Raw genomic sequence first — 23,192 nt, 5'->3', positions numbered from 1 at the left:
ACTCTGCCCCTGCCCTGCCCCTGCGCGTGCCGTGCCGGCCGTGCCGACCGGTCATCGCGCGGGGACCGGCGACCGTCCGAGACCCGCCAGCATCCGGCCCGCGGCGGAACGGCCGCGTTCCGGGACCGTCCACAGCGTCTCGCCCCGTACACCCCACCGCTCCAGCAGGGCGTTCGCCGCCAGGAACCCGCTGGTCGCTGCCCGTTCCATCAGCGCGACCGGCAGCCCCGTACGCACCAGGTCGCCGGCGACCACGACACGGGCGTCGCCCGTGCGCACACCGGGCCGCTCCCGGTAGCCGCCGACCGTGAACAGGGGGCAGTCCTCGCGCCACTCGTGCCGGAAGTCAACGATCTCGGCGCGCGCCGTCTCCGGGTACACCTCACGCAGCCGGCGCGCCAGCCGCTCCTCCACCTCCGGGCGCCCCTCCGCCGGATCGACGGCATAGGCGTGCAGTTCCACCACCGAACCGCCGGTCCGCAACGCCCAGCGGTGCGCCTCCCCCTCCCAGCGGTCCAGGACGCTCACGTTGTCGAGGCCGCCGAAGCCGCTGGTGCCGAGGAAGCCGTGCCGGTCGCCCGCCACCGCGCGCGACAGCCACAGCCGCGACACGAGGAACGCCGGCGCCGTCCGCAGCCCGGCGATCCGGGCCCGCCACGCCGGGTCCACCAACTCCGGTGAGGCGCCCACCACCCCCCGCAGCCCTCCGGTGTCCAGGGCCAGCACCACCCCGTCGTACCGTTCGCCCGTCGCTCCCGCGACCACCTCCACCCGCTCCTCGCCGACGGGTCCCACCTCCCGCACCGCCGTGCCCGTACGGATGTCCACGCCGAGGCCGCCCAGATACCTGGCCAGCGGGTCCCACAGGGCCTGCGGGAACGGTTCGCGCGGCACGTCGAAGAGCAGTCCCTCGCTGGAGCCGAGGAAGTAGATGTGGAACATCAGCACCAGTTCTGCCGCCGACAAAGTCGCCGGATCGGCGAAGAAGCTCCGCGAGAACACCTCGAACGCCAAGTGGTGCGCCGCCTCCGGGAAGCGGATCCCGGCCAGGAACTCTGTGGCGCTCACCCCGTCCAGCGACTCGTACACCTCAGGTACGCCGACGTCCAGAAGGGGCAGGGCGGCCCGCGGATTCATCCGCCCCAGATCCCGCCAGCCGAAGGACGGGCTCTGCGCGACGAAACCGAGGGCGCTGAGCGGTGGCGTGCGCGGCACGCGGGCGAAGCTGTCCTGCCCGCCGCTGCGATGCCGCAGCGGATAGTCCGCCAGCCCCGTCAGACCGTGCAGCCCCGGATCGGTACGGCGCAGCAGCGCCCGCAGGTTGTAGTACTGACGGAAGAACGCGTGGAAGCCCCGGCTCATCGTCACCTCCGAGCCGTCCGCCAGCCGCGTCCCCCACCCCGCCAGCCGGCCACCGAGCTGCGCGTCCCGCTCGTACAGGGTGACCCGCACACCACGCTCGGCGAGCACGGTCGCCGCCGACAGACCGGCGATGCCCCCGCCCACCACGGCCACCCGCGGACCGTCCCCCTCGACCCGATCCCGCCCGACCCGGCCGTCGACGCGCCGGGCCCGCCGGTCCCGGCCTGGGTACGCCGCGCTCACGCGCCGGCCCGCCCGACGAAGGTGTGGGTGATCCCCGTCTGCCACCCCGGCAGCGGCAGTACCCGTACGTCCGTGAAACCGGCACCGCGCATCCGCGCGGCGAACTCCGCCGCCGTGTCGAAGCAGAGCACGCTGCGCCACAGGTGCTCGTACAGCCCCGAATCCCCGCCCGCCCGACCGAGTGGCATGATCACCGCCCGGCACACCGCCGTCCACAGGGCCCGGTGCAACGGATTCCCGCTGAGCGCGTACTCGTGTACGGCGATCCGCGCGCCCGGAGCCATCGCGGCGCGCACGGCAGCCAGCGTGAGATCGGGATCGGGCACGTTGCGGAAGAGGTAGGCGGCGAAGACGGCGTCGAACGGCCCCTCGACACCGGCCTCGCCCAGCCGGTCGGCCGACGCCTCGACGAAACGGACCCCGGCGGGCCACTTCTTGACCGCGGCCCGCTCCAACATGCCCGCCGAGGCGTCCACCCCGGTGATGTCGGCCCGTCCCGCGGCCGAAAGCAGCGCGGCCGTCGAGGCGCCGGTACCGCAGCCCAGGTCCAGGACTCGGGCGCCGCGGCCCTCGTCCGGCAGACCCAGCCGACGGGCGGAGCGGCGCAGATGCCCGTGGTAGCCGGGACTCGCCGCGACCATCAGGTCGTAGCGGGCCGCGGCATGGTCGAAGGCAACCGACAGGGCGTCGTCGCGCAGCAGTGACATGACAGCCTTTCAGCGGTGGCCCGGCCCTGTGGCCGGGACGGATCGGGGAAGCAACGGCAGTTCCAGCAGCGACCGCACCATGGGAACGACGGGGGTGCGCAGACCGATGCCGAGGTCTTCCCAGGGGGACGTCGCACCATCCAGGAACCGCAGGACCTTCTCGGCAGGCACGGAGGAGAAGAGGTGGGCGAAGAAGGGCCCGCCGGCGACCCGCCCGGTGTCCAGCGCACGCAGCAGCACCGCATCCATCGCCCGGGCCCGGCGCCCGTGCACGGCCGGCACCCGGGCCGGGGAGCGCCCCGCCCGCACTGCCCCGGCGAGGTGACGGCTCTGGCGCTGGATCGCTGCGAAGGTGTAGCCCGTCGACGGCCGGGTTGCCCCGCCGGCGGCTCCGATGAAGAAGACCCGGCGCCCCGCGCGGCGGGGGAAGAGGCCGTCGCTCATCGGGATCACCCCCTGCTCACGTCCCTGCACCGTGTAGTCGCCGAGAGCGAGAACCGACCCGCAGTAATGGCGCAGGGCACGCTCATAGGCCGCCTCGCACAGGGCGGCGCGGGAGAACTCCGTGTACTCGACCAGTGCTTCGTACCGGCTGAGTGGGAGGACGTAACCGAAGGCGAGCCCACGGGACGGCTGGGGGAGACGGAAGTCCATCAGGGTCGCCGCGCCTGGATCGAAGGCCGGCTCGGCCGTGCGCACGAACCACCCCAGGAAGTGCTGGAGCAGCGTGGTCCGGGCGGCGGGTAGCTGCCGCGGAGGCCTTGAGTCGAACACCAATCCCGACCGGATCACAGACGGTGCCCCCGACGCGTCACGGCCGCGGACCAATGCCGCTCCGCCGGCGTCCTGCGCCGACTCCACCGTCGCCCGCCGCACGTCGACCCCGTACGCGTCGAGCCGCTCGACCATGGCCGCCTCGAACCGGTCAGACCTCAGCATCTTGTACCGCAGAGGACCCAGCGGTCGATCGATCACCGCGCCGTCCGGGGCGTAGACGCGCAGCTGGTTCCAACTCGCCGCCAGCAGCCCGTCGTACGGTCCCGCGTCCGCCTCCCAGTAGCACCAGGTCCGGGCCGGCGGACGCGGCGGCCCCGGCGGGGCCTCGACCACGACCACGCGCGGTGCCGGCCCGTTCCCGGGGAGCGGCTTCGCGAGCTCGACCGCCAGGGACAGCCCGGCGGCCCCCGCACCTACCACGGTCACATCAGCGTCCCAGCTCAACCCCGGCCTCCCGCCCTGCGCGCCAACCGTCTCGCTTCCGCTCCGGACAGCCCGACGGATGCAGTAAACCGCCAGTCGAGGCTCGGCTCCGAGCGACGCGGCGGCCACCCATGCAATGTGACGGATGCTGGTCTCACCACCGGCCCGCTCAGTGAGCGCTTCTCATGGCCTGGCCTGCTGTCCGTCTTGGGAAAGACGCGCGCATCGGTGCCGGCGCGTCTACCGTTGGCCGGCTCGACGAGCCAGGTCAGGCGGCAGCTGTCGTGCGCGCCAGTTCGCTCACCACGTCGGTCAGGCGCCCCCTGCGCAGATGCGCGGCGCGCTGCCGGGCGGCTCCGCCGCCGGAGCGGCGCACCCGGTCGAACAGCTCCTCCGCGAGGTCCAGGTCTCCGGTCGCAGCCAGCCCGGGCGCCGCGCGTTCCAGCAGCCGCTCCGCCAGCACCAGGGCCGGTACGTGCTCGCCCCGGGCGGGATCGAGGCCCTCGCCGGTCAGCCCGCGACGGGCTGCAAGAGCGTGGGCAGCGTGGAGGCGCGGGTCGCGAAGGTCCGGGGGTGGCTGTCCGTTGCCGATGTCCGGCAGCAGTGAGGTGGCCAGGCCTCGTACCAGGGCGGTGAGCAGCACGACCACGTCGAGGTCTGCGTTCACGTCGCAGACCCGGATCTCCAGTGTCGGTACGTGCTCGGAGGGTCGGGCGTGCCAGTAGATCATCCGGCGGTCCAGCAGGGTGCCGGTGTGGACCAGGTGGTCGGCGAGGCGTTCGTAGCCGGCTTCGTCGAGCACGGGTGCGGGACCGACGCCCGGCCACCGTGCGTACTCGACCGACCGGCGACTCGCCCAGCCGCTGTCCCCGCCCAGAGAGAAGGGCGAGTTGGCGGCGATCGCCTGGAGCGTCGGCAGCCAAGGCCGCATGTGGTTGGCCAGTGCGAGGGCCTGGGCGCGTCCGGTCACTCCGACGTGGATGTGGCAGCCACACACCATCCCGTCGTACCCACCCAGCAGAGCGGGCCACCGGGCGGCCATTCGCTCGTAACGCTCGCCCGGGGTCACGGTCAGCGGACGCCCCGGCGGGACGGCGGGAGTACCGGTGGCGACGAGCAGGCACCCCTCGCCGGCCGCCGCCTCCCCCATCACCTTCCGCAGCAGCGCAAGTTCAGCCCTCAGCGCGGCCAGACTCGGCGTGGGACGGGTGCACACCTCGACCTGTGCGCCGAAGAACTCCGCCTGCGCCTGCTCGCCGAGGACCGGGAGTGCGGCTTTCAGGACATGAGGGCCCCGCGCCACGGGAATGCCCGTACGCCGGTCCACGAGCAGGAATTCCTCTTCGACGCCCACCGTCATCGGGCGCTTCCCCCGCGGCAGGCCGAGCCGTGCTGGGTCGACGCCGCACACCGGGACGATCACCATGGGAGACATACGGAAGCCCCTTCGTCGAACGGGCCGGAGTAGGCCGCAGTCGGCTCACCCGCACTGCCTCGCGCCTACCCCTTCGACCGGCCGCCAGTCGGTCCAGCAGAGCCGAGAATCCGAAGCGGACCCCCCAGCAGCACCCTTGTATCACGGGTGCTCAGCGGCCATTGGCCTTCGTTTCACTGGTCGAGGAGGACCGGCAGATCCTGCCCGGACCGGTCGGCCTGCCGGAGCCCTGGGCGGGGAGCCGGGCGCTGCCGCCGTCGCGGCCTCCGGGCAGCCCCTCGTCGTTCCGGACGTTCGTGCCGACGACCGGCTCCTTCTGGCCGCCGGCCATGCCGCGGACGCGGATCCCCGATCTCGCTGGCGGCGCCAGCGGATTCGGCTGCGAGAAGGGCGGGGACCGCATGCCGGCGGCTGCCGACCTGCCCCGTGCCGGCAGCGGAACGGCTCCGCCCTCGGCGAGGGGGGAGCCGCTCCGTCTCGGGTGGGACTGGGTCGCTCAAGCGTGGCTGTGGTGGCGCTTGTTGCCGGTGACCAGTCGGTAAACGGCGAGGAGGATGACGGAGCCGATGATCGCGGCGATCCAGGTGGAGAGTTCGAAGAAGCCGTCGATGGAGTCGACGCCGAAGATGACCTTGCCGAGCCAGCCGCCGAGCAGGCCGCCCGCGATGCCGATGAGCATGGTGATGATGAGGCCGCCCGGGTCCTTGCCCGGCATCAGCGCCTTCGCGATGAAGCCCGCAAGCAGTCCGATCAAGATCCAAGCAATGATGCCCATGCGCTTCTCCTACCTCGGTGAATAGAGCCGGTGTGAACACTCGCCTTCACCGCGCCTGGGTTTCCAAACGTCCGGATCTTATGATCGCTTAGCGGCAGCGGGCTTTGACGGCTGGGCCGCGGTGTCGCGTTCGGACATGACGGGATCCTGGAGAGAACGCGGCGCGTGCCGGCGAAGGTGCGGGCGAAGGTGGCTCCGGTGTCGCCACACGTTCGGGCACGTTCCCTACGGCACCGACCGCGTGGGGACAGAACGGGTTTCTTGACCGTAGAGGGGGCAGGCGCTGTGCAGGTCCACCAGCGGAAGGAGGCTCAATGACCACACCGGTCCTCGATCAGCCCGTGCCGCGCAGCGGTCAGCCCAACACAGCCGCACGCGACGCCACCCGCGCCTTCCTCCACCGCGCCGCCCACGTCAGACCCCCTGCCCACCCCTCGAACGCTGACGGCGTCCTCCTGGTCGTCGCCGAGCTCGTCACCAACGCCCTCCGCCACACCGAGGGCCCCTGCGCCCTCCACCTGGAACTGCACGGAGATCACCTCGAGATCTGTGTCACCGACACCAGCCCCTGCCCGCCCCAGCCCCGGCCGCCCCACACGGACGGTAGCGGGGGCTGGGGATGGCTGCTGATCAACCGCCTCACCACCCACGTCCACATCGAACCCACCCCCGAGGGCGGCAAGACCATCTGCGCCCACTCCCCCTGGTAGACCCGGGGAGATCGCCCAAAGGCCGCGGGCCGCCGGTCACCATTGGGCCGACCGGTCAGTCCACGGCACGCGGGCGCCGAACACGAGCAGCGGAACCAGGTCGAGCAGGGCAGATCCCGCGGTCAGCGCTTGGCACTCGGGACGGCAAGGGGCTCGCCCGGAGCCCTCTTCTTGGCCTTCTCCATCTGTTCGCCGAGTTCGGTGAGGCGGTTGCGGCCCATGGCCTTGCGGACGTCGGGGAACCACTCCTTCTCTTCTTCCTCGACGTGGTGGCGGACGTTCTCCATCAGGACGCTCATCTTGGCGTCGAACCGCTCGTCGGCCGCGTCAAGGTCCTTGAGTTCGGAGAGCATCCACAGCACGACGTGATGTTCCTCGATGCTCTCCAGGACGTGGTCCTTGGTGTCGGGTGCCGCCTCCCGGGCGGCCGGGTAGAAGATCTTCTCCTCGATCCAGGTGTGCGTGGTCAGCTCGTCGATCACCTGGTCGGCGATCTTCCGCTTCTCCGCGTGAGCGTCGTCGCCGGCCTTCTCGAACTGCTTGAACAGCTTTTCGACCGTCTTGTGGTCTTCCTTGAGCAGCACGATCCCGTCCACCAGGTTCTCCTCAGCATCGACGTACCGGGCGGCGCTCTCAGCCGCCCTGACGGCGTGTACCCGGTGCGGCATCGCGCGGCTCGCCCCAGAGGTGGGTTTGATCCGGAAAGGCGACCCGCCTACGCCGTACGCGCCGGTCGGTGTCCGCACACCACCGGTGCCGGTGCCTATTGGGGCAGGCCGTCCGGGCACCCCTTCGGAGAGCGGTCGCCATTCGGCGGGTCCTGGTCCACGGGGAAGAGTGGCAGGGCTCCGGTCATCTCCAGGAGGCGCTGGAGCTGGTGGTTGGGGGCTGCCAGGCGGATGACGGTGCCGGTCTCCTGTGCCGCGCGTCGCGCGGTGAGGAGTGCGTTGAGCGCCGCGGAGTCGCAGAAGGTGATGTGACTGCAGTCGACCGCCACGGGCTTGGCCGGTGAGGCGTGGACGAGGGCTTCGGCCAGGGCGAACCGCAGGGAAGGGGCCGTCTCGATGTCGATCTCGCCCGAGGGCCTGACGGCGACGACGTGATGCAGGACTTCCACGGCGATGCCGTTGCCGCCGGCCTCCGGGGAAGGGCGTTCGGCCATGGTGGGTCACTCCTCGTTCATATGGGCGTGGCCCCCGAAACCCGTGGTCCGGTCGGTGGGTCGGGGCCAGGGGATCACATGCTGCGCTGGTCGTGGGAGTCCTGGCGGAGCTGGTCGGTGTGCCGGGTCAGAGCGTCGATGTGTCCGGCGAGTTCGGCGTCCTCCGACCGCAGATGGGCCCGGGTATCGATCAGGGGGCGGACGAGGCGGGCGGCGTCGTTGTCGGCGAGGGCCAGGTTCAGGTCGCCGACGGCGCCCTCGGCGCTGGCGGGAAGACCGGTCAGGGCGGTGACCTGGCCGGCGAGCCGGCGGAGGTCGGCCGCGTTGTCACGGGCCCAGGCGGTCACGGTGCGGTCGGCGGCGCGCGTGTCACGGGTGGCCTGGACCCGCTGCTCGCCGGTGCTTCCGGCGGTGCCGGGGCGCAGGCGCAGGTAGCGGCGTTCGGCGGCCTGGCGGCTTGCGACCCCGAGGGGCCCGGCAAGGTCGGCCCAGCTCGCGCCCTGCCCGCGGGCCGTCTCGATCAGCCCGCTCTCCCAGCCGGCGAGCTGCTCACGCACCTCGCGCAGCATCAGCAGAGCGGCCAGAGCCGGGTCCGGGCCCGGGCCCGAGTCCGAGTCCGGCGCGGGCGCCGCTTCGGCCGTCGGCGCTCCCGCGGGGCGTTGCTGCGCGTCCCTTACCGCTTGGTCGATGGTCTCCAGTGCCGCTGCGGCGGCGAGGAAGGAAACCTGGCCGGATGTGGGGGCGGCCTCATGCATGACACTCTCCGTCAGTCCGTCATCCTCCCGATGACTGCTTGCTTGTCATCGCTTCGATGACATGTTACAACGGGAGCACGTTGAAGCGCATGGGCAGTTTCTGCCTGAACCAACTGGAGGTGTTTCGCGATGTTGATGCGCACTGACCCGTTCCGCGAGATGGACCGGATCGTCCAGCAGCTGTCGGGTACGTCGGGCACGTGGTCGAAGCCGTCCGTGATGCCGATGGACGCCTACCGTCAGGGCGACGTGTACGTGATCGCCTTCGACCTCCCCGGAGTGAGCACCGAGGCGATCGACATCGACGTCGAGCGGAACATGCTGACGGTGAAGGCCGAGCGCCGGCCCACGGGGAAGTCCGACGGCGTGCAGATGGAGCTCTCCGAGCGGCCCCTCGGTGTCTTCTCCCGCCAGATCATGCTGGCCGACACCCTCGACACCGAGCGCATCGAAGCCGACTACGACGCGGGTGTCCTGACCCTGCGCATCCCGATCGCCGAGCGCGCCAAGCCCCGCAAGATCAGCATCGGCGGCGAGTCCGGCCGCAAGCAGATCTCCGGCTGACCAGCCCCGCACCAGCTGCGGAGGACGGGGAAACGCCCCCTCCGGCACCCCGCCCTCCGCCCCCCTCCCCGTCCCTTCACCCTCCCCGGAGGTGACGTGATGTCGATACGCAGGGAGGCGTTCCTGGCCCACGTCCAGGAACGCGGCGAGTACACGACCCTGCCGGAAGCCGAACGGGCGGCCCGCGTCGTCCTGGCCCTGCTCGGCGCGCACCTGGTCGGCACCGTGCGGGCCGAACTCGCCGCCCGGCTCCCCGAGACGTACGCCCTGATCCTCCTCAATCCCCTGCAGGCCGCCGAACCGCTCTCACCCGAACGCTTCGTCCGCGCGACCGCGGCCTGGATCGAAGGCGCCACCGAGAAGACCGCCCTGTGGGACATCGGCGCGGTCCTCTCCACCGTGGCCGCCGCCGCAGGTGACGTACTCGTGCGCGAGGTCCTGCTCCAGCTCCCGCCCGGCTACGACCTCCTCTTCGGCCACCCCCAGCCCACCTGACCAGCTCCGACGGCCGGAACTCGAACCTTCGAAGAGAAAGGCACCGCAGCACCATGTACGACCAGCCTCGACCGGACCGGCCCACCCCCGCCGTGACGTTCGACCAGATGCTGGAACGCGTCCGCTACGAGGGCGCCTACCCCACCCGCGAACGCGCGGAAGAAGCCGTCCACGACGTCCTCGCCGCGCTCGGCCGGCAGGTCACCCGCGACGAACGCGTCGACCTCGCCCAGTGCCTGCCCGTCGAAGCAGCCCTCACCCTGACCGCCCAGATCCCCGATATCGAGCAGCTCACCGGCTGGGGCTTCGTCAAGGACCTGGCCGCCCGAACCGGCGGCACCCCCGCCACCGCGCGCTGGGACACCTGCGCCGTACTCGCCACCGTCACCGCGCTCGCCGGACCCGACCTCCTCGCCCGCATCCTGGACCGCCTCCCGGGAGGCTACGCACTCCTCTTCGGCCAGGCAGAACTGCGGCAGCCCCAGGCCGCCGCCTGATTTCCGGAGATGGACTGGCGTTCGAAGACAGCGCGTCCCTCCCGGGAGCGAGGCGGCCAGCCGGATACGGGTCGCGTTCGAGGCCGATTAGCTCCGCATCGAACGCGCGAAAATCTATGGCGGCCACAGTAGACATTCACCTCTGTCGTGGTTATGGTTTCTCTCGTAGACGAGATCGAGCAAGGCCCGGAGAGACGAACCTGCCGGGCAGCAGTACACGCAGTTCGCAGGGCGGTGCGGTGGTGGAGTTCCGAAGCCAGGGTTGTTGTAGGACGGCGACGGAACTGACGACCGGACCGGGCGGCCCGCAGTGATCAGGGGCCGCCACCAGCAGTACCCAGCAGTGCAGTCAGAGAGCGGTACCTCGGTAAAGGCGTCGACTGCGGGCGCGCGTACCGGGAGGTTCGGCAGCGGGGTTCTAAGCCAGAGCAGACGCAGGATGGGCAACGGGGCTGGCTGCCGAAGAGTGGCGCTGGAGCAGGCCACGGAGTAGTTCGCATCACCAGCAGTGCGCAGTAGAGAAGTACCAGCAGTAAGCAGTCCCCGCTTGGCAAGTGATTGGTTCCATCAGAGGGAAGAACGGAGGAGTTGACCGCCATCAGGATCGCCCGGGCGGAAGTCTGAGCCCGGGTACCGCAGGACATCGATAGTGAGGTGGTCTCCGGTCAAGCAACCGCGATCCCCGCGCCCCCGGCCGAGTGCAGGTCAGGTCCGCGGAAACAGAAGGCCGGCGCAGTACGAGGGTCGGCAGATGGTGTAGCAGTTCCTTCGGGGCCCTGGTGCCGTACGGCACCAGGGCCCCTCCACGCGTTCCACAGACAGAGGTGCAAATGACAGCACACGACTCGTTCGACGACCGCCTCGACGACGACGATTACCCCGCCTACACCATGGGCCGGGCCGCCGCCATGCTCGGCACCACCCAGAGCTTCCTCCGCGCCATCGGCGAAGCACGCCTGATCACCCCGCTCCGCTCGGAGGGCGGACATCGCCGCTACTCCCGCTACCAACTGCGCATCGCCGCCCGCGCACGGGAGCTCGTCGACCAGGGAACCCCCATCGAGGCCGCTTGTCGCATCGTCATCCTCGAAGACCAGCTCGCGGAAGCCCAGCGCATCAACGCCGAGTACCGCCGCGTCAGCGAAACACCCCCTCCACCAGCCGCAGTGTGACGGCTACGCCTGCGAGGCAAGGGTGCGCGCAGACCTTCTCAGAGGTGTCGCGACCCTCTCGCGGCGCGGCTGGTCACCCCACGCCCGTGTAACCGGCGCACGATCGCGTTGCTCGTCCGAAACGATGGATCGGCCCGGATGGGCGACGCGCCTACGTCGTCCGCCGGCGGCGCCGAAGGAGCGTGCTCACCAGCCGATATAAACCCGTTCGGCGTCTGGTATGTCCGCGGATCGCGGGTAGGGGCCGCATATGACTGCTATCGAGACACTCGCGGCCGAAGGCCAGGCCTCACTCTTCCTCATGTTTGTCGGAGTGGTCCTGGTCGTCCTTCTGATCGGCGCATTCTGGTACGGAAGCCGACGCAGGCGCCGGGAGGCACCACCGGCCGAGCAGAACCCCGTCGCACAGCGCCGCGAGGACTCCTGGCAGACCCCGGAAGAGCATGCGCGCGACCAGAAGGACCAGAAGTATCCGCGCCCGTGAGCCCGACGGAGACCGGCTGATCCGACGACGCCGAACGGACGGCAAGAAGGTAGGGCACATCACCTATCGTGCGCCGACCGAGTTCCTGAGCGGCGAGCCGGTCCGGCGGGAGAGCGTTGAGGCCCCAGCGCGCCGCTCCATCCCCTCTGAGGAGCCCCGCTCGGCCAGCTGAGTTCCGGTGGGCCTCACCCGCCCCCCGCCGAGCCGGGCCTTCTTTCAAGAGGGGGGCGTTGCGGTGTGGTCAGGATGGTGGGGAGTGCGGCGAATCGTTTTGAGGCGGGCCTCCAGGAGGTGACCCCGCCCGCCGGCCACCTCGTCGACGATGTCGCGTTCCACCGCGGCGAAGGGCTGGTAGTAGGTGAAGTTGTAGGCCTCGATGATCTGGAACGTCCAGTGGCCCGGGATGACGTTGCGGCCCACGATCTCGCGCTCGACCCGGGCGGCCTGCTCCTCGTGCCCCGCCTCGCGCAGGAGCCGCGCCGCGTCGCCGAGCTCGAAGTCCGCGGTCCCGGTCAGCTGGTGGAACCCGTAGAGGTGACCACGGGCCCGCTCCGTGGTTTCCAGCGCCTTCGAAAGCGCACCCAGAGCGCGCACCGTCTTCTCGTCGACTCCGTCCGGCACCTGATGCGCCGGATCCATCTCGTGATTGCTGTCCATGGAAGATGTTCTGCCCGAAGGACGCTTCACCGGTTGGCGATTGGGCCAAGCAGCGTAAGAAGAATCTCCCCCGATGCATCGGCCCCGACACGGCTCCGTCGAAGCGCCGTCGCGGAATGCAGGCAAGATCTTCTGCCCAGCCACCAGGATAAGAAACAAATAAGGATCGCATGCATGTCCTGGGTACGGTCGGGCACACGGCACTTCGGAGGTTGATAACTATGGTTCCCCTGCTTCTCGTTCTTCTGCTGGCCCTGATCCTCTTCGGCGCGGGTTTCGCGGTGAAGATTCTTTGGTGGGTGGCTATCGCAGTCCTGATCCTGTGGCTGATCGGTTTCGTCGCCCGACCCAAGGGCGGCAGTGGCCGCTGGTATCGCTGGTAGCCGTACGACAAAGCGCAGTTCTGACACTGCATGGCGGTGGCCGGTCCCCCTTCCTGGGGGGGGACCGGCCACCGCCATGCCGTTGTCGACATGCCCTCGCGAACACGGAACGGATAAAGGTGGATATCAGGGGCATCCGGAGGGCAGCCGGGACGGTCGCCGTGACGCAGCAGGGAACCTGCTCACCTCCAATGATCGACGGCCGCCCCGGTCCCGCATTTCGATCCGGGTGCGTGAAGTCGTAAAGGCAGGGCAGGTGAAGTCCAGGCGGAACGCAGCACAACCGCCGAGCACGACGTACGGAACAAGGAGGATCGGCGGGAGATTCCATTCTCCCGCCGTCCCCCGTTGACCGGAGGAGTTGTTTTCGCGTGACTGAACATGTGTGGAGTTACAAGTCGACGTCGGGCCACCTGGCCGGTACCGATCTGACCGGCTACAAGGTCGAGGCGACCGACGGCAGCATCGGCAAGGTCGACAAGCACTCCGACGAGGTCGGTGACGCCTACCTGGTGGTCGACACCGGCGTATGGATCTTCGGCAAGGAGGTCCTGCTGCCGGCGAGCACCGTGGTCCGGGTCGACCCGGAGGACAAGAAGATCTTCGTCGACCGCACCAAGGAACAGATCAAGAACGCCCCCGAGTTCCACCGGGACAAGCACCTCGGCGACACCGGATACCGAGAAGAGCTGGGCACCTACTACGGCACCGGCGCCCCCTTCGGCGGCCGCCCCGCCTGATCCCGTTCCCGCACGACGACGCCGGTCCCGGCACCCTCTCCTGGGTGCCGGGACCGGCGTCGTCGTGGGAGTCAGCCGCCCTCGAATTCGAGGACCTCGGCCAATGCGGCTTGCTGCTCCTCCACATCGCCAGCGCTCCTGGCAATCACCGCGTACCGCCAGGAACGGCCGTCGGGCGGCACGTCCACGTAGAGGACCACGCCCTCGCCGCGATCCGGGTCGAACGCGAGGCGGGATGCGCGCAGCCGGGCAAGCGCCTCGTCGAACTCCATGGGAGTCCGTGTCCAGCCCTTCGCCACCGACCACGCCGGGTGTGCGTTGGCCGATCCCTCAGTCAGCCGGGTGACCATGGTGTGCGGTGTGGTGGTGGCCGTACGGCGGATGTTGCTCTCACTCGCGTACGCGACGCCGTCCGCGTCGACCAGCGCGTCGAGCCCGAACCCGGCGTAGCCGTGGTCGGCCAGGTCGCGGCCCAGGGCCGTCCCCCACGCCTCCAGCTCGCCGGCCACGTGCGCGCAGGACGGCGGCAGCGGAGAGGCGTATCCCGTGAAGGAGCCCTGAACCGTGCGCATCGCACCGCTGAAGAGCGCGCGTGTCCCGGAAGCGGTCACCTCCAGCTGGATACTGACCGACTCGGCCACGTCGAGGCACTCCTCCACCACCCACATGCCGTCGGGCCCACCAACCGTATCGAGCGCCAGGCTCGCGCCACCCCTCAGGTCGTCGCGGGACACGAAGCGCATCCCGTGCCCACCCGCCGAACGGTCGGGCTTCACCACGACACGCTCGTGGTCCCGCAGCAGCTCGCGCGCCACACCCTCGGCCTCCGGGCGCCGGCACATCCGCCCCACCGGCAGTCGCATGCCCAGTCGTCCGGCCGTCTCGCGGAACCCGGTCTTCGTGTTGAGCAGCATGGTCATCTCAAGAGCGGCCTCGGCGGCCTCGACCGTGGGGTACGGATGGACCGCGATGCCGATGTCCCGGGCGAACGCGATCGCCGACGCGTCCAGCGCCGTCGGCAGCAGCGCAGCACCCCGGTCAGCGGCGAGAGCCCGGAGGTGCCCGACGAGGCCGGCCTCGCGCACCGCCCGAGCCAGCGGAACGGCTCCGGCGGGGGGTACTTCGATGACCGCCACCGATTCCGGGGGCACTCCCGTCAAGTCGTACACGTACCGCAAGAACTCCCGGCTCAGCGGCACGGGAGTGACCAGTACGTCCCCCGGCCGAAGCAGCCACGCCTTCCGCGGCGCCTGCTGGGCCCACTGCGTCAGGATCTGCCCCTCGTTGAGATCCACCGCCAAGTCCGAGAGGAAGTTCGCGAACACAACGATCGGTCCCGTCTCAGTCACCGCTGCTCCTCTGCTCCTCTGCTCGCCTGCCGCACGGCCGTACGGGGAACCGCGTCCCCGCGGCACGTCCGGTCAGGACTCGCTGATGCTTCGCACCCCGCCCTACCGCACCGTGCGACTCGAGACGGTCCTCCTGCCGGCGAGTGGCGAGCGCACCGAGCGGGCCGAGCGGGCCGGTCCTCCACGAGGCTTCGCCACCTGGGACGTGGAGGCACGTCAGGGGAACGGTACCCACGCCTCGGGGCCGGCGCCCCTCCACTCCACGAACGGCTTTCCCGGCCTCGGTCACCCAGGTGTCGCAGGCGGCGTGAGGGAAGGCCGTTTCCGCCAGCGCAGAAGGGCCAAGCGCCAGTGCCACGCGGGACTACCGCAGGACCGGGCAGTTGGCGGCCTCGTACTCATCCGCGATGGTGAAGACGCTGGCGCATCTCGGACACTCCGCCTTGCCGAAAAGGTGGGAGATTCCCTCGGCGAGCCCGACTTCCCCATCCCGGATGGCCACCTCGTGCATCCACCGGCCGACACCCGAAAGCTCCTCGTCGGGCGCCGGCCGGAGGTCGCGCCGGTCCACGTCGCCCAGGTTCCAGTCGCGGATCGCCGAGTAGCGCCCGTAGTCGCCGATGGCAATCGTCACCTGCGTCGCGCAGTGAGGGCACGGCAGGTCGTAGAAGTCGTCCGTGAAGTCCCCCAGGACGTTGGCCCAGTGGTATTGCTCCCGGACCGCGAGCAGTGCGCGGAAAGTCACCACGTAGTCGGCCGGCCGGGCCTGCAGGTGCAGGTCCAGCAGGATGCCGAACTCGGCGATCGCATCGGCGCTGTCAGCCAGGAGCTCGTCACCGCCGTGGCGTCCTGCCGCGCGCTCCATGATTTCTCCGGCCAGGTGCCGTGCCTTCGTGCTCCCCGGTGCGAGACGCACCAGACGGGGCAGGGCGGCGATGCCGGCGGGCGACACCAGGTCGCGTTCCAGGATCAACCGGTGTCCCAACTCCGTCCATGCCTCGTCATCGTCCCCGTGCTCCAAACGATCCAGAAGCTCGGGAACTCGGTCCACGTCGGAATGCCAGTCGTACATCTGTGCCCAGTTCACCACCCGGGCATTGAACCGTCCTGCGAGCTCCGAGTCGAGCTGCGCTCACCCTCGCCGCCCCGCCCCTGCCGGCCGTCGCTCACGCCTCCCAAGCGGCGACCGACCATCACCCGGCCGCCGCCTCCGCACACGCCTTCACCCCCGCAGCGCTCGCCGTCGCCGAGGGGAACGGCGGGGAGTGCGGCGCGGTCCTCGGACGGCTCGCGCCACTGTACGTACGCCGCGACCTGGGTGGGCTGCGGTTCTGGACAGCGACGAGGGTCGCACGCGGGCTGGTGACCTCGATGAGGGCAGAGTCCGCACCGGCGTGCGCGGCGCACATGCGGTTCGTCATCATCCGGGCGGAGCCCACTGCTTCTGCACGCCCCCGCTCCGGGCTGTCGGGAAACGGCCGACACCAGTTACACGCCCATCCGCTGGCCGGCGGTGCCTTCCAGCGCCATGCCCTGGAAGCCGAGGGTGATCTTCCCGATCTGGGGGTGGTGGAAGGTCTTGGTGGCGTACTTGCGGCCGGTGACTTCGTAGCGCTCCCACAGCCCTGCGAAGTCGGGGCTCTTCAGGAGGAGCTCGCCGACGAGCTGGGTGAGGTCGGGCGCGTCGGGGTCCGTGCCGGCCAGAGCGCGCGGGCGGGCGACGCAGCCGCGGATCTGGTTGTCCCAGTCGGCGAAGACGTCGCGTGCGGCAGGGTGGAGGAAGAGGTAGCGGGCGAGGTTGCGCCGGCCGGCGGGCCAGTCCTCGATGCCCGCGTACAGGGCGAGGCCGCCAGGGTTCGACGCGAGGACGTCCATGCTGCGGCTGACGATGTAGGCGGGGTTCGGGCGCACGGTTTCCAGCAGCAGTTTCAGGTGCGGACGCACCGTACGGGTGGGGGCCGGGGCGGGCTGGGGTGCGTAGCGGGCGGTGCGGATGGCGAGGTCGCGCAGGTGCTGGTGTTCGGCGTCGTCGAGCTGGAGGGCGCGGGCGAGGGCGTCGGTCACGGCGGGGCCGGGACGGGTTCCTTGCCGCGTTCCATGCGGGTGTAGTAGTCGATGCTGACTCCGGCGAGGGTGGCCAGCTCCTCGCGGCGCAGGCCGGGGGTACGGCGGACGCCGGGGCCGGGGGTGAGGCCGGCGGACTGGGGGCTGGTCTGGGTGCGGCGGGCGCGCAGGAAGCGTGCCAGTTCGTCGCCGCTGCTGTGCTGCTCGGGTGCCATGGCGCGAGTGTCTCTCCGCCGCCGGTTCGGCATTCACGACGAGGGGGGCCCTGTCACACCCCCGCTGGCTACCCCCTGGCAAAGCTCGGCCTGCCTGGAGCAGGCGTGACGGGGCACGGTTGAACGTGTCGCTCCTGTTCGAGAGCGAAGCGCCCGGCCGTCCCCGCACCCGGCTGAGCGCGCCCCGTCTTTCAGCTGGCGGGCCCCATGGAGGCGGGCAACGGTGAAGGTGACGGACGGCGACACGGCCGGGCACGGGCCCGGCTCTCAGCCCTGCAGACCGGAAGGGAAAGACGATGGCGGACTGGAACGGCACGGATCTGGACAAGGTCGCCGCAGCTGAGGAGCTGGATCTCGCATCCGAACGGGCCAACGGCACCCTGCGCGATCCGGTGACGATGTGGGTGGTCCGCTCCGGCGGCCGGCTGTACGTCCGGTCGGTCAAAGGCCCCGACGGCCCCTGGTTCCGGGGGACGCAGTCGCTGCACCGGGGCCGTATCGAAGCCGGAGGAGTCCGGCAGGACGTCACCTTCCACCGGGCCGACCCCGGCGAGTACGCGGGGGTGGACGCCGCCTACCGGAAGAAGTACGGGCGCTACACGAGCATCGTCGAGCACGTTCTGACCGACCCGGCCCGCGCCTCCACCCTGCGCCTCGAACCGCGCTGACGCCGTCGGCCGCCCGAGGCACCGCGCCGGCCCTCTTGGCAGCTCACGGAGCTTCTGCACCAACGAAAGGCAAGATCTTCCATGCGTGCCACCTTCATGTACGGTCCCGGCGACGTCCGGATCGAGAACGTGCCGGACCCGGCCATCGTCGAGCCCAGGGACGCGATCGTCCGGATCACCCTGGCCAGTGTCTGCGGCTCCGACCTGCACCCCTACCACTCCATGGACAAGACCGACGAGGGCGTGCCCATGGGGCACGAGTTCCTGGGCGTCGTCGAGGAGACCGGCTCCGACGTCCGGGGGCTGAAGCGGGGCGACTTCGTGATCTCCCCGTTCGCATTCTCCGACAACACCTGTCCGATCTGCCGGGACGGCTTCCACACCGCCTGCCCGCACGGCGGCTGGTACGGCGCCGGCGGTGTCGGAGGAGCGCAGGCCGAGGCCATCCGGGTCCCGCAGGCCGACGGCATGTTCACCCACCCCGTCCTCAGCGAGATCGGCAAGGCACACGACAAGTCCGCGGCCCAGGTCGTACTCCGCTGGCTGATCCAGCGGAGCATCGTCACGATCCCCAAGTCGGTCAGCCCCGACCGCATGGCGCAGAACTTCGACGTCTTCGATTTCGAACTCACCGACGAGCAGATGGCGGAGATCGCCCATCTCGACACCGGCACGACGCTGTTCTTCGACCACCACGACCCCCAAATGGTCGCCGGGCTCAGCAAGCGCCGCCTGGACAGCTGAACGCCGCCCCGGAAGCCGTCCACCGTGATCGCACCCCACCACGCCGATCTGCCAAGCCGGCGCACCGTCCCGCGCGGGGCACTGCTGACAGGAGCCGCCGCCGTGACCGGACGCTTCAGCGGCGCCGTCTACCTCAACCTCATCGAAGCCCCCGCCGAGCCGGCACGCCGGGCCGGCCGAGTCCATATGAGCGATCCGACGGCTTCATCGCTGACGGGGACGGCCGGTGTGGGAGATGACGGCGCCGGGTAGCACGGGATCATGCCCGACATCCCCCTGGCCGAAGAGGCACTGCGAAGGGTGCTGAGCGTCGTCGACCAGACGGCGGAGCTGGCGACAGAGCTGGCCACCACCCTTCGGATCCGCCCGGATGACGCCGCGATCCGCACGGCGGCGACGCCGCTCGGCGTCGATGTACTGGCCTTCGGGCCTGCGGAGTTCGAAGCGGTGGCCCGTCATCTGGAACCGCTGGACCAGCTGATCGCGGCCGTCCCTCCGGACGCCGACGGCATGCGGTGGCGCTACCTGGACGAAGCGGTTCTGTTCCGTTGCGAGGCGGAAGTGAGCACGCCGTTCGACGAGTTCACCGCGCGCGTCGACATCAGCCGGGTGATCGGTCTGGGCAGCGGCTACCTTGCCGGCTGTACGGAGGTCCGGGCGCGCGACAAGACACGGAAGTCCTGCGCGAACAGGTGGCCGAAGTTGCATTCCGCGCTCCCGTACGGCGGCCCGTAGTTGTTCGCCAGATCGAAGTGCGTGACACCTCGGTCAAAGGCCCGGCGCAGCACCGCCCGCTGCGCCTCCAACGCTTGGCCGTCACCGAAGTTGTGCCACAGGCCCAGCGAGACGACAGGCAATTGCACACCGCTGTGTCCGGCCCGGCGGTAGGTCATGGAGGCGTAGCGGTCTTGCGCGGCATGGTAGTTCATGTCGCACATCCTGCCCGATTTCCATCAGAATCAGAACTGAATCAACGTATCTCAACATTGCGCGGCCCCGGGGCCTGAGTTCCCGGCGGTGATGGCAAGGCACCGCGGGGCCGGTGGCCCCGCAGCCGCTGCCGCTGCCGGTCGAGGCCGCACAGCACGGCCTCGACCGGCTCCTGGCCACCGCTGCGCTACTTGGTGACGGTGAATCCTTGCTCCGTGCCGTACTTGGCGCTTGTGGCCTGCCAGGCCTCCAGTCCCCGGGTCAGGGTCGTCGAGGAGACGTACGCCTTGCCGACGGTGTCGTTGAAGACGGAGTTCGCGTACACCTGGTACGGCAGGTACGACCAGCCCGCGGCGACGTCACGGGCCGCGTCGGCCAGGATCCGGTTGGCCTGCTGCCCCCCGAAGTAGGGGAACGGTGTGTCCAGGAAGGCCTGCGATTCCAGGTCGGCACGCGTGGCGGGGAAGGCGCCCTCGGAGGCGCGGGCCGTGGCCCCGGCTCCCGTGGTCGCGTACTCGATGAAGGCGTAGGCCAGCGCCTTGTTCTTCGACGCCTTCGGCACGGCGAGGGAGCTGCCCCCGTTCTCCGCACCCGTCTTGGCACCCCTGGTCCACTGCGGGAGGGGCGCCACGCGCCAGTCCCCCGACGCGGCGGGTGCACCCGAGACGAAGTTGGCGGGCATCCAGGCGCCTATGGACAGGGTGGCGATGCTGCCGTCCGACAGACCCTTGTACCACTCGTCGCTCCAGGAGGTGACCGGCGCGAGCAGTCGCTCGTCGATGAGCTTCTGCCAGGTACCCGCGTACTGAGCCGTTCCGGGGTCACCGAAGTCGATGCCGATCTCGGTGCCCTCCACCTTGTACGGGCGTCCGCCCGCCTGCCAGATCAGGCTGGTCGTGGCGCCGGCGTCCCCGGTGTCGTTCGTGATGTAGAGCTTCGGGTCCGCCTTGTGCAGGGCGCGCGCCGCTTCGACGCACTCGTCCCAGGTGGTGGGGACGGCGATGCCGTGCCGGTCGAATACCTTCTTGTTGTAGAACAGCGCCATGGGTCCGGAGTCCATGGGGAGGGCGTAGATCCCCTGGCCGTACTTGACCCCGTTCCAGGGACCGGTGGTGAAGGCCTGGTCGTGGGCGGATGCGCCGTAGCGGGAGAGCTCCTCCAGGGATTTGCCGATGGCGAACTGGCCGACGGCGTAGTACTCGACCTGAGCCACGTCCGGGGCTCCCGAGCCGGCGGCGATGGCGTTCTGCAGCGCGGTGTACTGCTTGTCGCCCGTGCCCGCGTTGACGAGCTCGATGTCCACCTTCGGATACTTCTTCTCGAAGTCGGCGGCCACCTTCTTCAGCGTGGGCTCCCATGCCCACACCGTCACCTTGCCTCCGGCTTCGAGTGCTGACGCCACGTCCTTCGCGGAACTGTCGGCCCCCGGGTCCGGCGAACCGCAGGCGGTGGCGCCGAGGGTCAGGGGGCACGTCGCGGCGACGGCGGCGAAGATCCGGCGGCGGCTGTTCGTTCTCATCGGTGGTGCTCCTGATTCGGTGTGCGGATGAAGTGGGTCGGGAGGGACCGGGCACGAAGCCGGGCGCGTCACTCCTTGACGCTGCCGGCGGCCAGGCCTGACTGCCAGTAGCGCTGGAGCAGGAGGAAGACGACGACGATCGGCACGATGGTGAGCAGGGATCCGGTGATGATGAGGTCGAACACGGGCTCGCCGCCCGCGGTCCTGGCCTGGGCACTCCACGCGTTGAGACCGAGGGTGAGCGGGTACCAGTCCGGATCCTTGATCATGATCAGCGGCAGGAAGTAGTTGTTCCATGTCGCGACCATGGAGAAGAGCAGCACCGTCACGGTTCCCGGCATCAGCAGCGGCAGGGCGATCCTGAAGAAGATGCGCAGCTCACCGGCACCGTCGATGCGGGCGGCTTCGAGCAGTTCGGAAGGTACCGCTTGCGCGGTGAACACCCACATCAGGTAGAGCCCGAAGGGCGAGACCAGGGAGGGGATGATCACTGCCCAGGGAGTGTTGGCCAGGCCCATGCCGCTGAACATCAGGAACGTGGGGACGGCGAGGGCCGTGCCGGGGACGGCCACCGCCCCGATGACGACGGCGAACACGGCTCGGCGGCCCGGGAACTCGTACACGGCCAGCGCGTATCCGCCGAGCACGGCGAGCAGCGTCGCACCGCCCGCACCGGCGGCGACGTACAGCAGTGTGTTCAGTGTCCAGCGGACGAAGGCGCCGTCGTCATAGGTCAGCGTGCGGGAGATGTTGTCCCAGAGCTGGAAGTCCTTGCCGAGCCACAGACCGAAGGAGTCGAGGAGGTCCTCCTGGTCCTTGGTCGCGTTGACGACCAGCCACACGAGAGGCAGGAGGGTGTACACGAGGACCAGTCCGGCCCCCAGGGTCAGCGGGATGCTGGGCTTGGGATCGAGCGGGGTGTGGGGCCGTCGGCGACGACGCGGCGGCGACGGACGGGGCGGTTCGGTGGCCGGGGGCCTCGGTGATCGGGCGGCGGCGCCGCTCGAGTCCGCGCCGGAGCGGACGGTGCGCTCCCTCGTGTCCGAGGAAACACCGGTGGGATCCGTGATCATGTGCTCAGCCCTTCCGCATACCGCGGAGCTGGACCGCGTAGGCGATGACCGCGGTGAAGACGCCCATCACGATGGCAATGGTCGCCGCGTAGTTGTGCTGCTGCCCGGAGAAGGCCAGCGAGTACGTGTAGAGGTTCGGGGTGTAGTCGGTCGTGATCGCGTTGGGAGCGAGGTTCTGCATGATGTTCGGCTCGTTGAACAGCTGGAAGCTGCCGTTGATCGAGAAGATCGTCGCGATGACCACCGCACTGCGGATGGCCGGCAGTTTGATCGCGGTGACGATGCGCCACTCCCCGGCGCCGTCGATGGCCGCCGCCTCGTAGAAGGAGCGCGGAACCACCTTCAGGGCGGCATAGAAGATCAAGGTGTTGTATCCGACGAACTCCCAGGTCACGAAGTTGCCTATGGAGGCGAGCACCAGTGAGGGCGAGAGCGGATCCGGCAGGGCCAGGCCGAACGCGTCGTTCAGGTTGCCCACCAGGCCGAACCTGGTGCCGTAGATGAACCCCCACATCAGGCTGGCCACCACGGCCGGTACGGCGTAGGGCAGGAACACGGCCACCCTGAAGAAGGCCTTGCCGTACAGCCGGCCGCTGTCGATGGCGAGCGCGACGAGCAGCGCGATCCCCAGCATGACCGGCACCTGGACGAGCAGAAACAGCCCGACCCGGGCCGACCCCTCCCAGAACCGCGCATCGGTCAGCGCTTGGAGGTAGCTGTCCGCGCCGACGAAGGAGGTGCCGCCGATGAGCCGGTCGCGCATCAGGCTGAGGTAGAACGCGTACCCGATGGGAGCCAGGAAGACGAGGGCGAACACCGCTGCGAACGGTCCGGCGAACCCCCAGCCGACGAGGGCGTTCCGACGTGCGCGCGAACGGGAACGGGGCGGGGGGACTGCTTTTGCCGGTGACGGCAGGAGCGTCATGGTGGGTCCTTGTGTCAGTGACCTACAGGTCCGCGACGGAGGGAAGCGATGACGGCCTCCGGGCCGGAATCGGCCTCATGGGGCAGGACCTGATGAGAAATGTTTACGTAACCATCGGTACGCGATGGTGGCACTCCCACCTGGGAGCGTCCAGCACCTTGCGCCCGCTGGCCGAAAAATGAGCCACCGGGCGGCAGTGTCCGCCCTGGCGTGGCGTTCTCACGAGCAGTCGGCCGCGGACCACCCCATCCAACCCGGGGCGTCACACGTGAGGTTGGGCGGAGGAGCGCCACCCGGGCCGGTTGTGACGATTCACGTCCGACTGCTTGACAGGCCCCGGCATGGCTCCCAGACTCGCAGCCAG

At 69.9% G+C, this 23,192-nt stretch carries 27 protein-coding genes and 2 pseudogenes; 12 read left to right on the top strand and 17 right to left on the bottom strand.

Annotation, left to right across the window (positions count from 1 at the left end):
- Positions 1–51 precede the first annotated feature (51 nt).
- The 6 genes from RIU97_RS36035 to RIU97_RS36010 all read right to left on the bottom strand — a co-directional run bounded on the left by RIU97_RS36035 (position 52) and on the right by RIU97_RS36010 (position 5,722).
- Entirely contained in the window at positions 52–1,605 is a 1,554-nt protein-coding gene (locus tag RIU97_RS36035) for an FAD-dependent oxidoreductase (protein ID WP_404961682.1), read from the bottom strand.
- On the bottom strand, positions 1,602–2,312 hold the full coding sequence (locus RIU97_RS36030) for a class I SAM-dependent methyltransferase (protein WP_404961681.1): 711 nt from the start codon (positions 2,310–2,312) through the stop codon (positions 1,602–1,604). The genes RIU97_RS36035 and RIU97_RS36030 overlap by 4 nt, the downstream gene beginning before the upstream one ends.
- A 9-nt stretch (positions 2,313–2,321) precedes the next feature.
- Positions 2,322–3,515, bottom strand: a complete 1,194-nt coding sequence (locus tag RIU97_RS36025; protein ID WP_404961680.1) for a lycopene cyclase family protein — start codon at positions 3,513–3,515, stop codon at positions 2,322–2,324.
- Positions 3,516–3,780: 265 nt separating this feature from the next.
- Positions 3,781–4,947 carry a glutamate--cysteine ligase gene (locus RIU97_RS36020; RefSeq protein ID WP_404961679.1) on the bottom strand — a complete coding sequence of 389 codons (1,167 nt, stop codon included), beginning with the start codon at positions 4,945–4,947 and terminating at the stop codon, positions 3,781–3,783.
- 151 nt (positions 4,948–5,098) lie between these two features.
- Entirely contained in the window at positions 5,099–5,278 is a 180-nt protein-coding gene (locus RIU97_RS36015; RefSeq protein WP_404961678.1) for a hypothetical protein, read from the bottom strand.
- 165 nt (positions 5,279–5,443) lie between these two features.
- Positions 5,444–5,722 (bottom strand): GlsB/YeaQ/YmgE family stress response membrane protein, encoded by a 279-nt coding sequence (locus RIU97_RS36010; protein ID WP_404961677.1) that lies wholly within the window; start codon positions 5,720–5,722, stop codon positions 5,444–5,446.
- Positions 5,723–6,036: 314 nt separating this feature from the next.
- Here RIU97_RS36010 and RIU97_RS36005 point away from each other — a divergent pair, with 314 nt between their 5' ends.
- A complete protein-coding gene (locus RIU97_RS36005; protein WP_404961676.1) occupies positions 6,037–6,432 on the top strand; it encodes an ATP-binding protein in 396 nt (131 codons plus the stop codon).
- Between the two features lie 122 nt (positions 6,433–6,554).
- On the opposite strand, the gene RIU97_RS36000 is transcribed toward RIU97_RS36005, so the two are convergent.
- The 3 genes from RIU97_RS36000 to RIU97_RS35990 form a co-directional block, all read right to left on the bottom strand.
- Entirely contained in the window at positions 6,555–7,028 is a 474-nt protein-coding gene (locus tag RIU97_RS36000) for a hemerythrin domain-containing protein (RefSeq protein WP_404961675.1), read from the bottom strand.
- Between the two features lie 167 nt (positions 7,029–7,195).
- Entirely contained in the window at positions 7,196–7,594 is a 399-nt protein-coding gene (locus RIU97_RS35995) for an STAS domain-containing protein (protein WP_404961674.1), read from the bottom strand.
- 74 nt (positions 7,595–7,668) lie between these two features.
- Positions 7,669–8,349 carry an HSP18 transcriptional regulator gene (locus tag RIU97_RS35990; RefSeq protein ID WP_404961673.1) on the bottom strand — a complete coding sequence of 227 codons (681 nt, stop codon included), beginning with the start codon at positions 8,347–8,349 and terminating at the stop codon, positions 7,669–7,671.
- Between the two features lie 129 nt (positions 8,350–8,478).
- Between RIU97_RS35990 and RIU97_RS35985 the strand changes: the two genes are divergently transcribed.
- From RIU97_RS35985 to RIU97_RS35965, 5 genes are all read left to right on the top strand, one after another.
- Positions 8,479–8,913 (top strand): Hsp20/alpha crystallin family protein, encoded by a 435-nt coding sequence (locus RIU97_RS35985; protein ID WP_404958372.1) that lies wholly within the window; start codon positions 8,479–8,481, stop codon positions 8,911–8,913.
- A 99-nt stretch (positions 8,914–9,012) separates the two neighbouring features.
- Complete coding sequence (locus tag RIU97_RS35980; protein ID WP_404958374.1) at positions 9,013–9,408, top strand: DUF2267 domain-containing protein; 396 nt, start codon at positions 9,013–9,015, stop codon at positions 9,406–9,408.
- A gap of 53 nt (positions 9,409–9,461) precedes the next feature.
- Positions 9,462–9,905 carry a DUF2267 domain-containing protein gene (locus tag RIU97_RS35975; RefSeq protein WP_404961672.1) on the top strand — a complete coding sequence of 148 codons (444 nt, stop codon included), beginning with the start codon at positions 9,462–9,464 and terminating at the stop codon, positions 9,903–9,905.
- 830 nt (positions 9,906–10,735) lie between these two features.
- Positions 10,736–11,077 carry a MerR family transcriptional regulator gene (locus RIU97_RS35970; RefSeq protein ID WP_404961671.1) on the top strand — a complete coding sequence of 114 codons (342 nt, stop codon included), beginning with the start codon at positions 10,736–10,738 and terminating at the stop codon, positions 11,075–11,077.
- A gap of 250 nt (positions 11,078–11,327) precedes the next feature.
- Positions 11,328–11,561 (top strand): DUF6479 family protein, encoded by a 234-nt coding sequence (locus tag RIU97_RS35965; RefSeq protein WP_404961670.1) that lies wholly within the window; start codon positions 11,328–11,330, stop codon positions 11,559–11,561.
- A gap of 216 nt (positions 11,562–11,777) precedes the next feature.
- Here RIU97_RS35965 and RIU97_RS35960 read toward each other — a convergent pair whose 3' ends face one another.
- Complete coding sequence (locus tag RIU97_RS35960) at positions 11,778–12,218, bottom strand: hypothetical protein (protein ID WP_404961669.1); 441 nt, start codon at positions 12,216–12,218, stop codon at positions 11,778–11,780.
- 221 nt (positions 12,219–12,439) lie between these two features.
- Here RIU97_RS35960 and RIU97_RS35955 point away from each other — a divergent pair, with 221 nt between their 5' ends.
- Both RIU97_RS35955 and RIU97_RS35950 read left to right on the top strand, forming a co-directional pair.
- Positions 12,440–12,601 (top strand): hypothetical protein, encoded by a 162-nt coding sequence (locus RIU97_RS35955; protein WP_031140725.1) that lies wholly within the window; start codon positions 12,440–12,442, stop codon positions 12,599–12,601.
- Positions 12,602–12,972: 371 nt separating this feature from the next.
- A complete protein-coding gene (locus tag RIU97_RS35950; protein ID WP_119097214.1) occupies positions 12,973–13,341 on the top strand; it encodes a PRC-barrel domain-containing protein in 369 nt (122 codons plus the stop codon).
- Between the two features lie 71 nt (positions 13,342–13,412).
- Here the strand turns inward: RIU97_RS35950 and RIU97_RS35945 are convergent, their stop codons facing one another.
- The 3 genes and pseudogenes from RIU97_RS35945 to RIU97_RS35935 all read right to left on the bottom strand — a co-directional run.
- Positions 13,413–14,690 (bottom strand): peptide ligase PGM1-related protein, encoded by a 1,278-nt coding sequence (locus RIU97_RS35945; RefSeq protein ID WP_404961668.1) that lies wholly within the window; start codon positions 14,688–14,690, stop codon positions 13,413–13,415.
- A 364-nt stretch (positions 14,691–15,054) separates the two neighbouring features.
- On the bottom strand, positions 15,055–15,780 hold the full coding sequence (locus RIU97_RS35940) for a hypothetical protein (RefSeq protein ID WP_404961667.1): 726 nt from the start codon (positions 15,778–15,780) through the stop codon (positions 15,055–15,057).
- Positions 15,781–16,181: 401 nt separating this feature from the next.
- A pseudogene (locus tag RIU97_RS35935) lies at positions 16,182–16,969 on the bottom strand (helix-turn-helix transcriptional regulator); the annotation flags it as partial.
- A 296-nt stretch (positions 16,970–17,265) separates the two neighbouring features.
- Here RIU97_RS35935 and RIU97_RS35930 point away from each other — a divergent pair.
- From RIU97_RS35930 to RIU97_RS35915, 4 genes are all read left to right on the top strand, one after another.
- Positions 17,266–17,637 (top strand): DUF2255 family protein, encoded by a 372-nt coding sequence (locus tag RIU97_RS35930; protein WP_404961666.1) that lies wholly within the window; start codon positions 17,266–17,268, stop codon positions 17,635–17,637.
- 81 nt (positions 17,638–17,718) lie between these two features.
- Positions 17,719–18,381: an aldo/keto reductase gene (locus RIU97_RS35925; protein WP_404961665.1), complete on the top strand. Its 663-nt coding sequence runs from the start codon at positions 17,719–17,721 to the stop codon at positions 18,379–18,381.
- A 102-nt stretch (positions 18,382–18,483) separates the two neighbouring features.
- Positions 18,484–18,633 carry a hypothetical protein gene (locus tag RIU97_RS35920; RefSeq protein ID WP_404961664.1) on the top strand — a complete coding sequence of 50 codons (150 nt, stop codon included), beginning with the start codon at positions 18,484–18,486 and terminating at the stop codon, positions 18,631–18,633.
- Between the two features lie 9 nt (positions 18,634–18,642).
- Positions 18,643–19,116: a hypothetical protein gene (locus RIU97_RS35915; RefSeq protein WP_404961663.1), complete on the top strand. Its 474-nt coding sequence runs from the start codon at positions 18,643–18,645 to the stop codon at positions 19,114–19,116.
- On the opposite strand, the pseudogene RIU97_RS35910 reads toward RIU97_RS35915, so the two are convergent.
- From RIU97_RS35910 to RIU97_RS35895, 4 genes and pseudogenes are all read right to left on the bottom strand, one after another.
- Positions 19,056–19,319: pseudogene (locus tag RIU97_RS35910) on the bottom strand (aldo/keto reductase); the annotation flags it as partial. The gene RIU97_RS35915 and the pseudogene RIU97_RS35910 overlap by 61 nt on opposite strands.
- 179 nt (positions 19,320–19,498) lie before the next feature.
- Positions 19,499–20,830, bottom strand: a complete 1,332-nt coding sequence (locus RIU97_RS35905) for an ABC transporter substrate-binding protein (RefSeq protein ID WP_404961662.1) — start codon at positions 20,828–20,830, stop codon at positions 19,499–19,501.
- A gap of 68 nt (positions 20,831–20,898) precedes the next feature.
- Positions 20,899–21,903 (bottom strand): carbohydrate ABC transporter permease, encoded by a 1,005-nt coding sequence (locus tag RIU97_RS35900; RefSeq protein ID WP_404961661.1) that lies wholly within the window; start codon positions 21,901–21,903, stop codon positions 20,899–20,901.
- A gap of 4 nt (positions 21,904–21,907) precedes the next feature.
- On the bottom strand, positions 21,908–22,828 hold the full coding sequence (locus RIU97_RS35895) for a carbohydrate ABC transporter permease (RefSeq protein ID WP_404961660.1): 921 nt from the start codon (positions 22,826–22,828) through the stop codon (positions 21,908–21,910).
- Between the last annotated feature and the right edge of the window lie 364 nt (positions 22,829–23,192).

It is taken from the genome of Streptomyces sp. 147326, assembly GCF_045000215.1.
GTDB lineage: Bacteria > Actinomycetota > Actinomycetes > Streptomycetales > Streptomycetaceae > Streptomyces.
The sequence above is the reverse complement of the archived record's forward strand: the minus strand, read 5'-3'. Positions and strand labels throughout refer to the sequence as shown.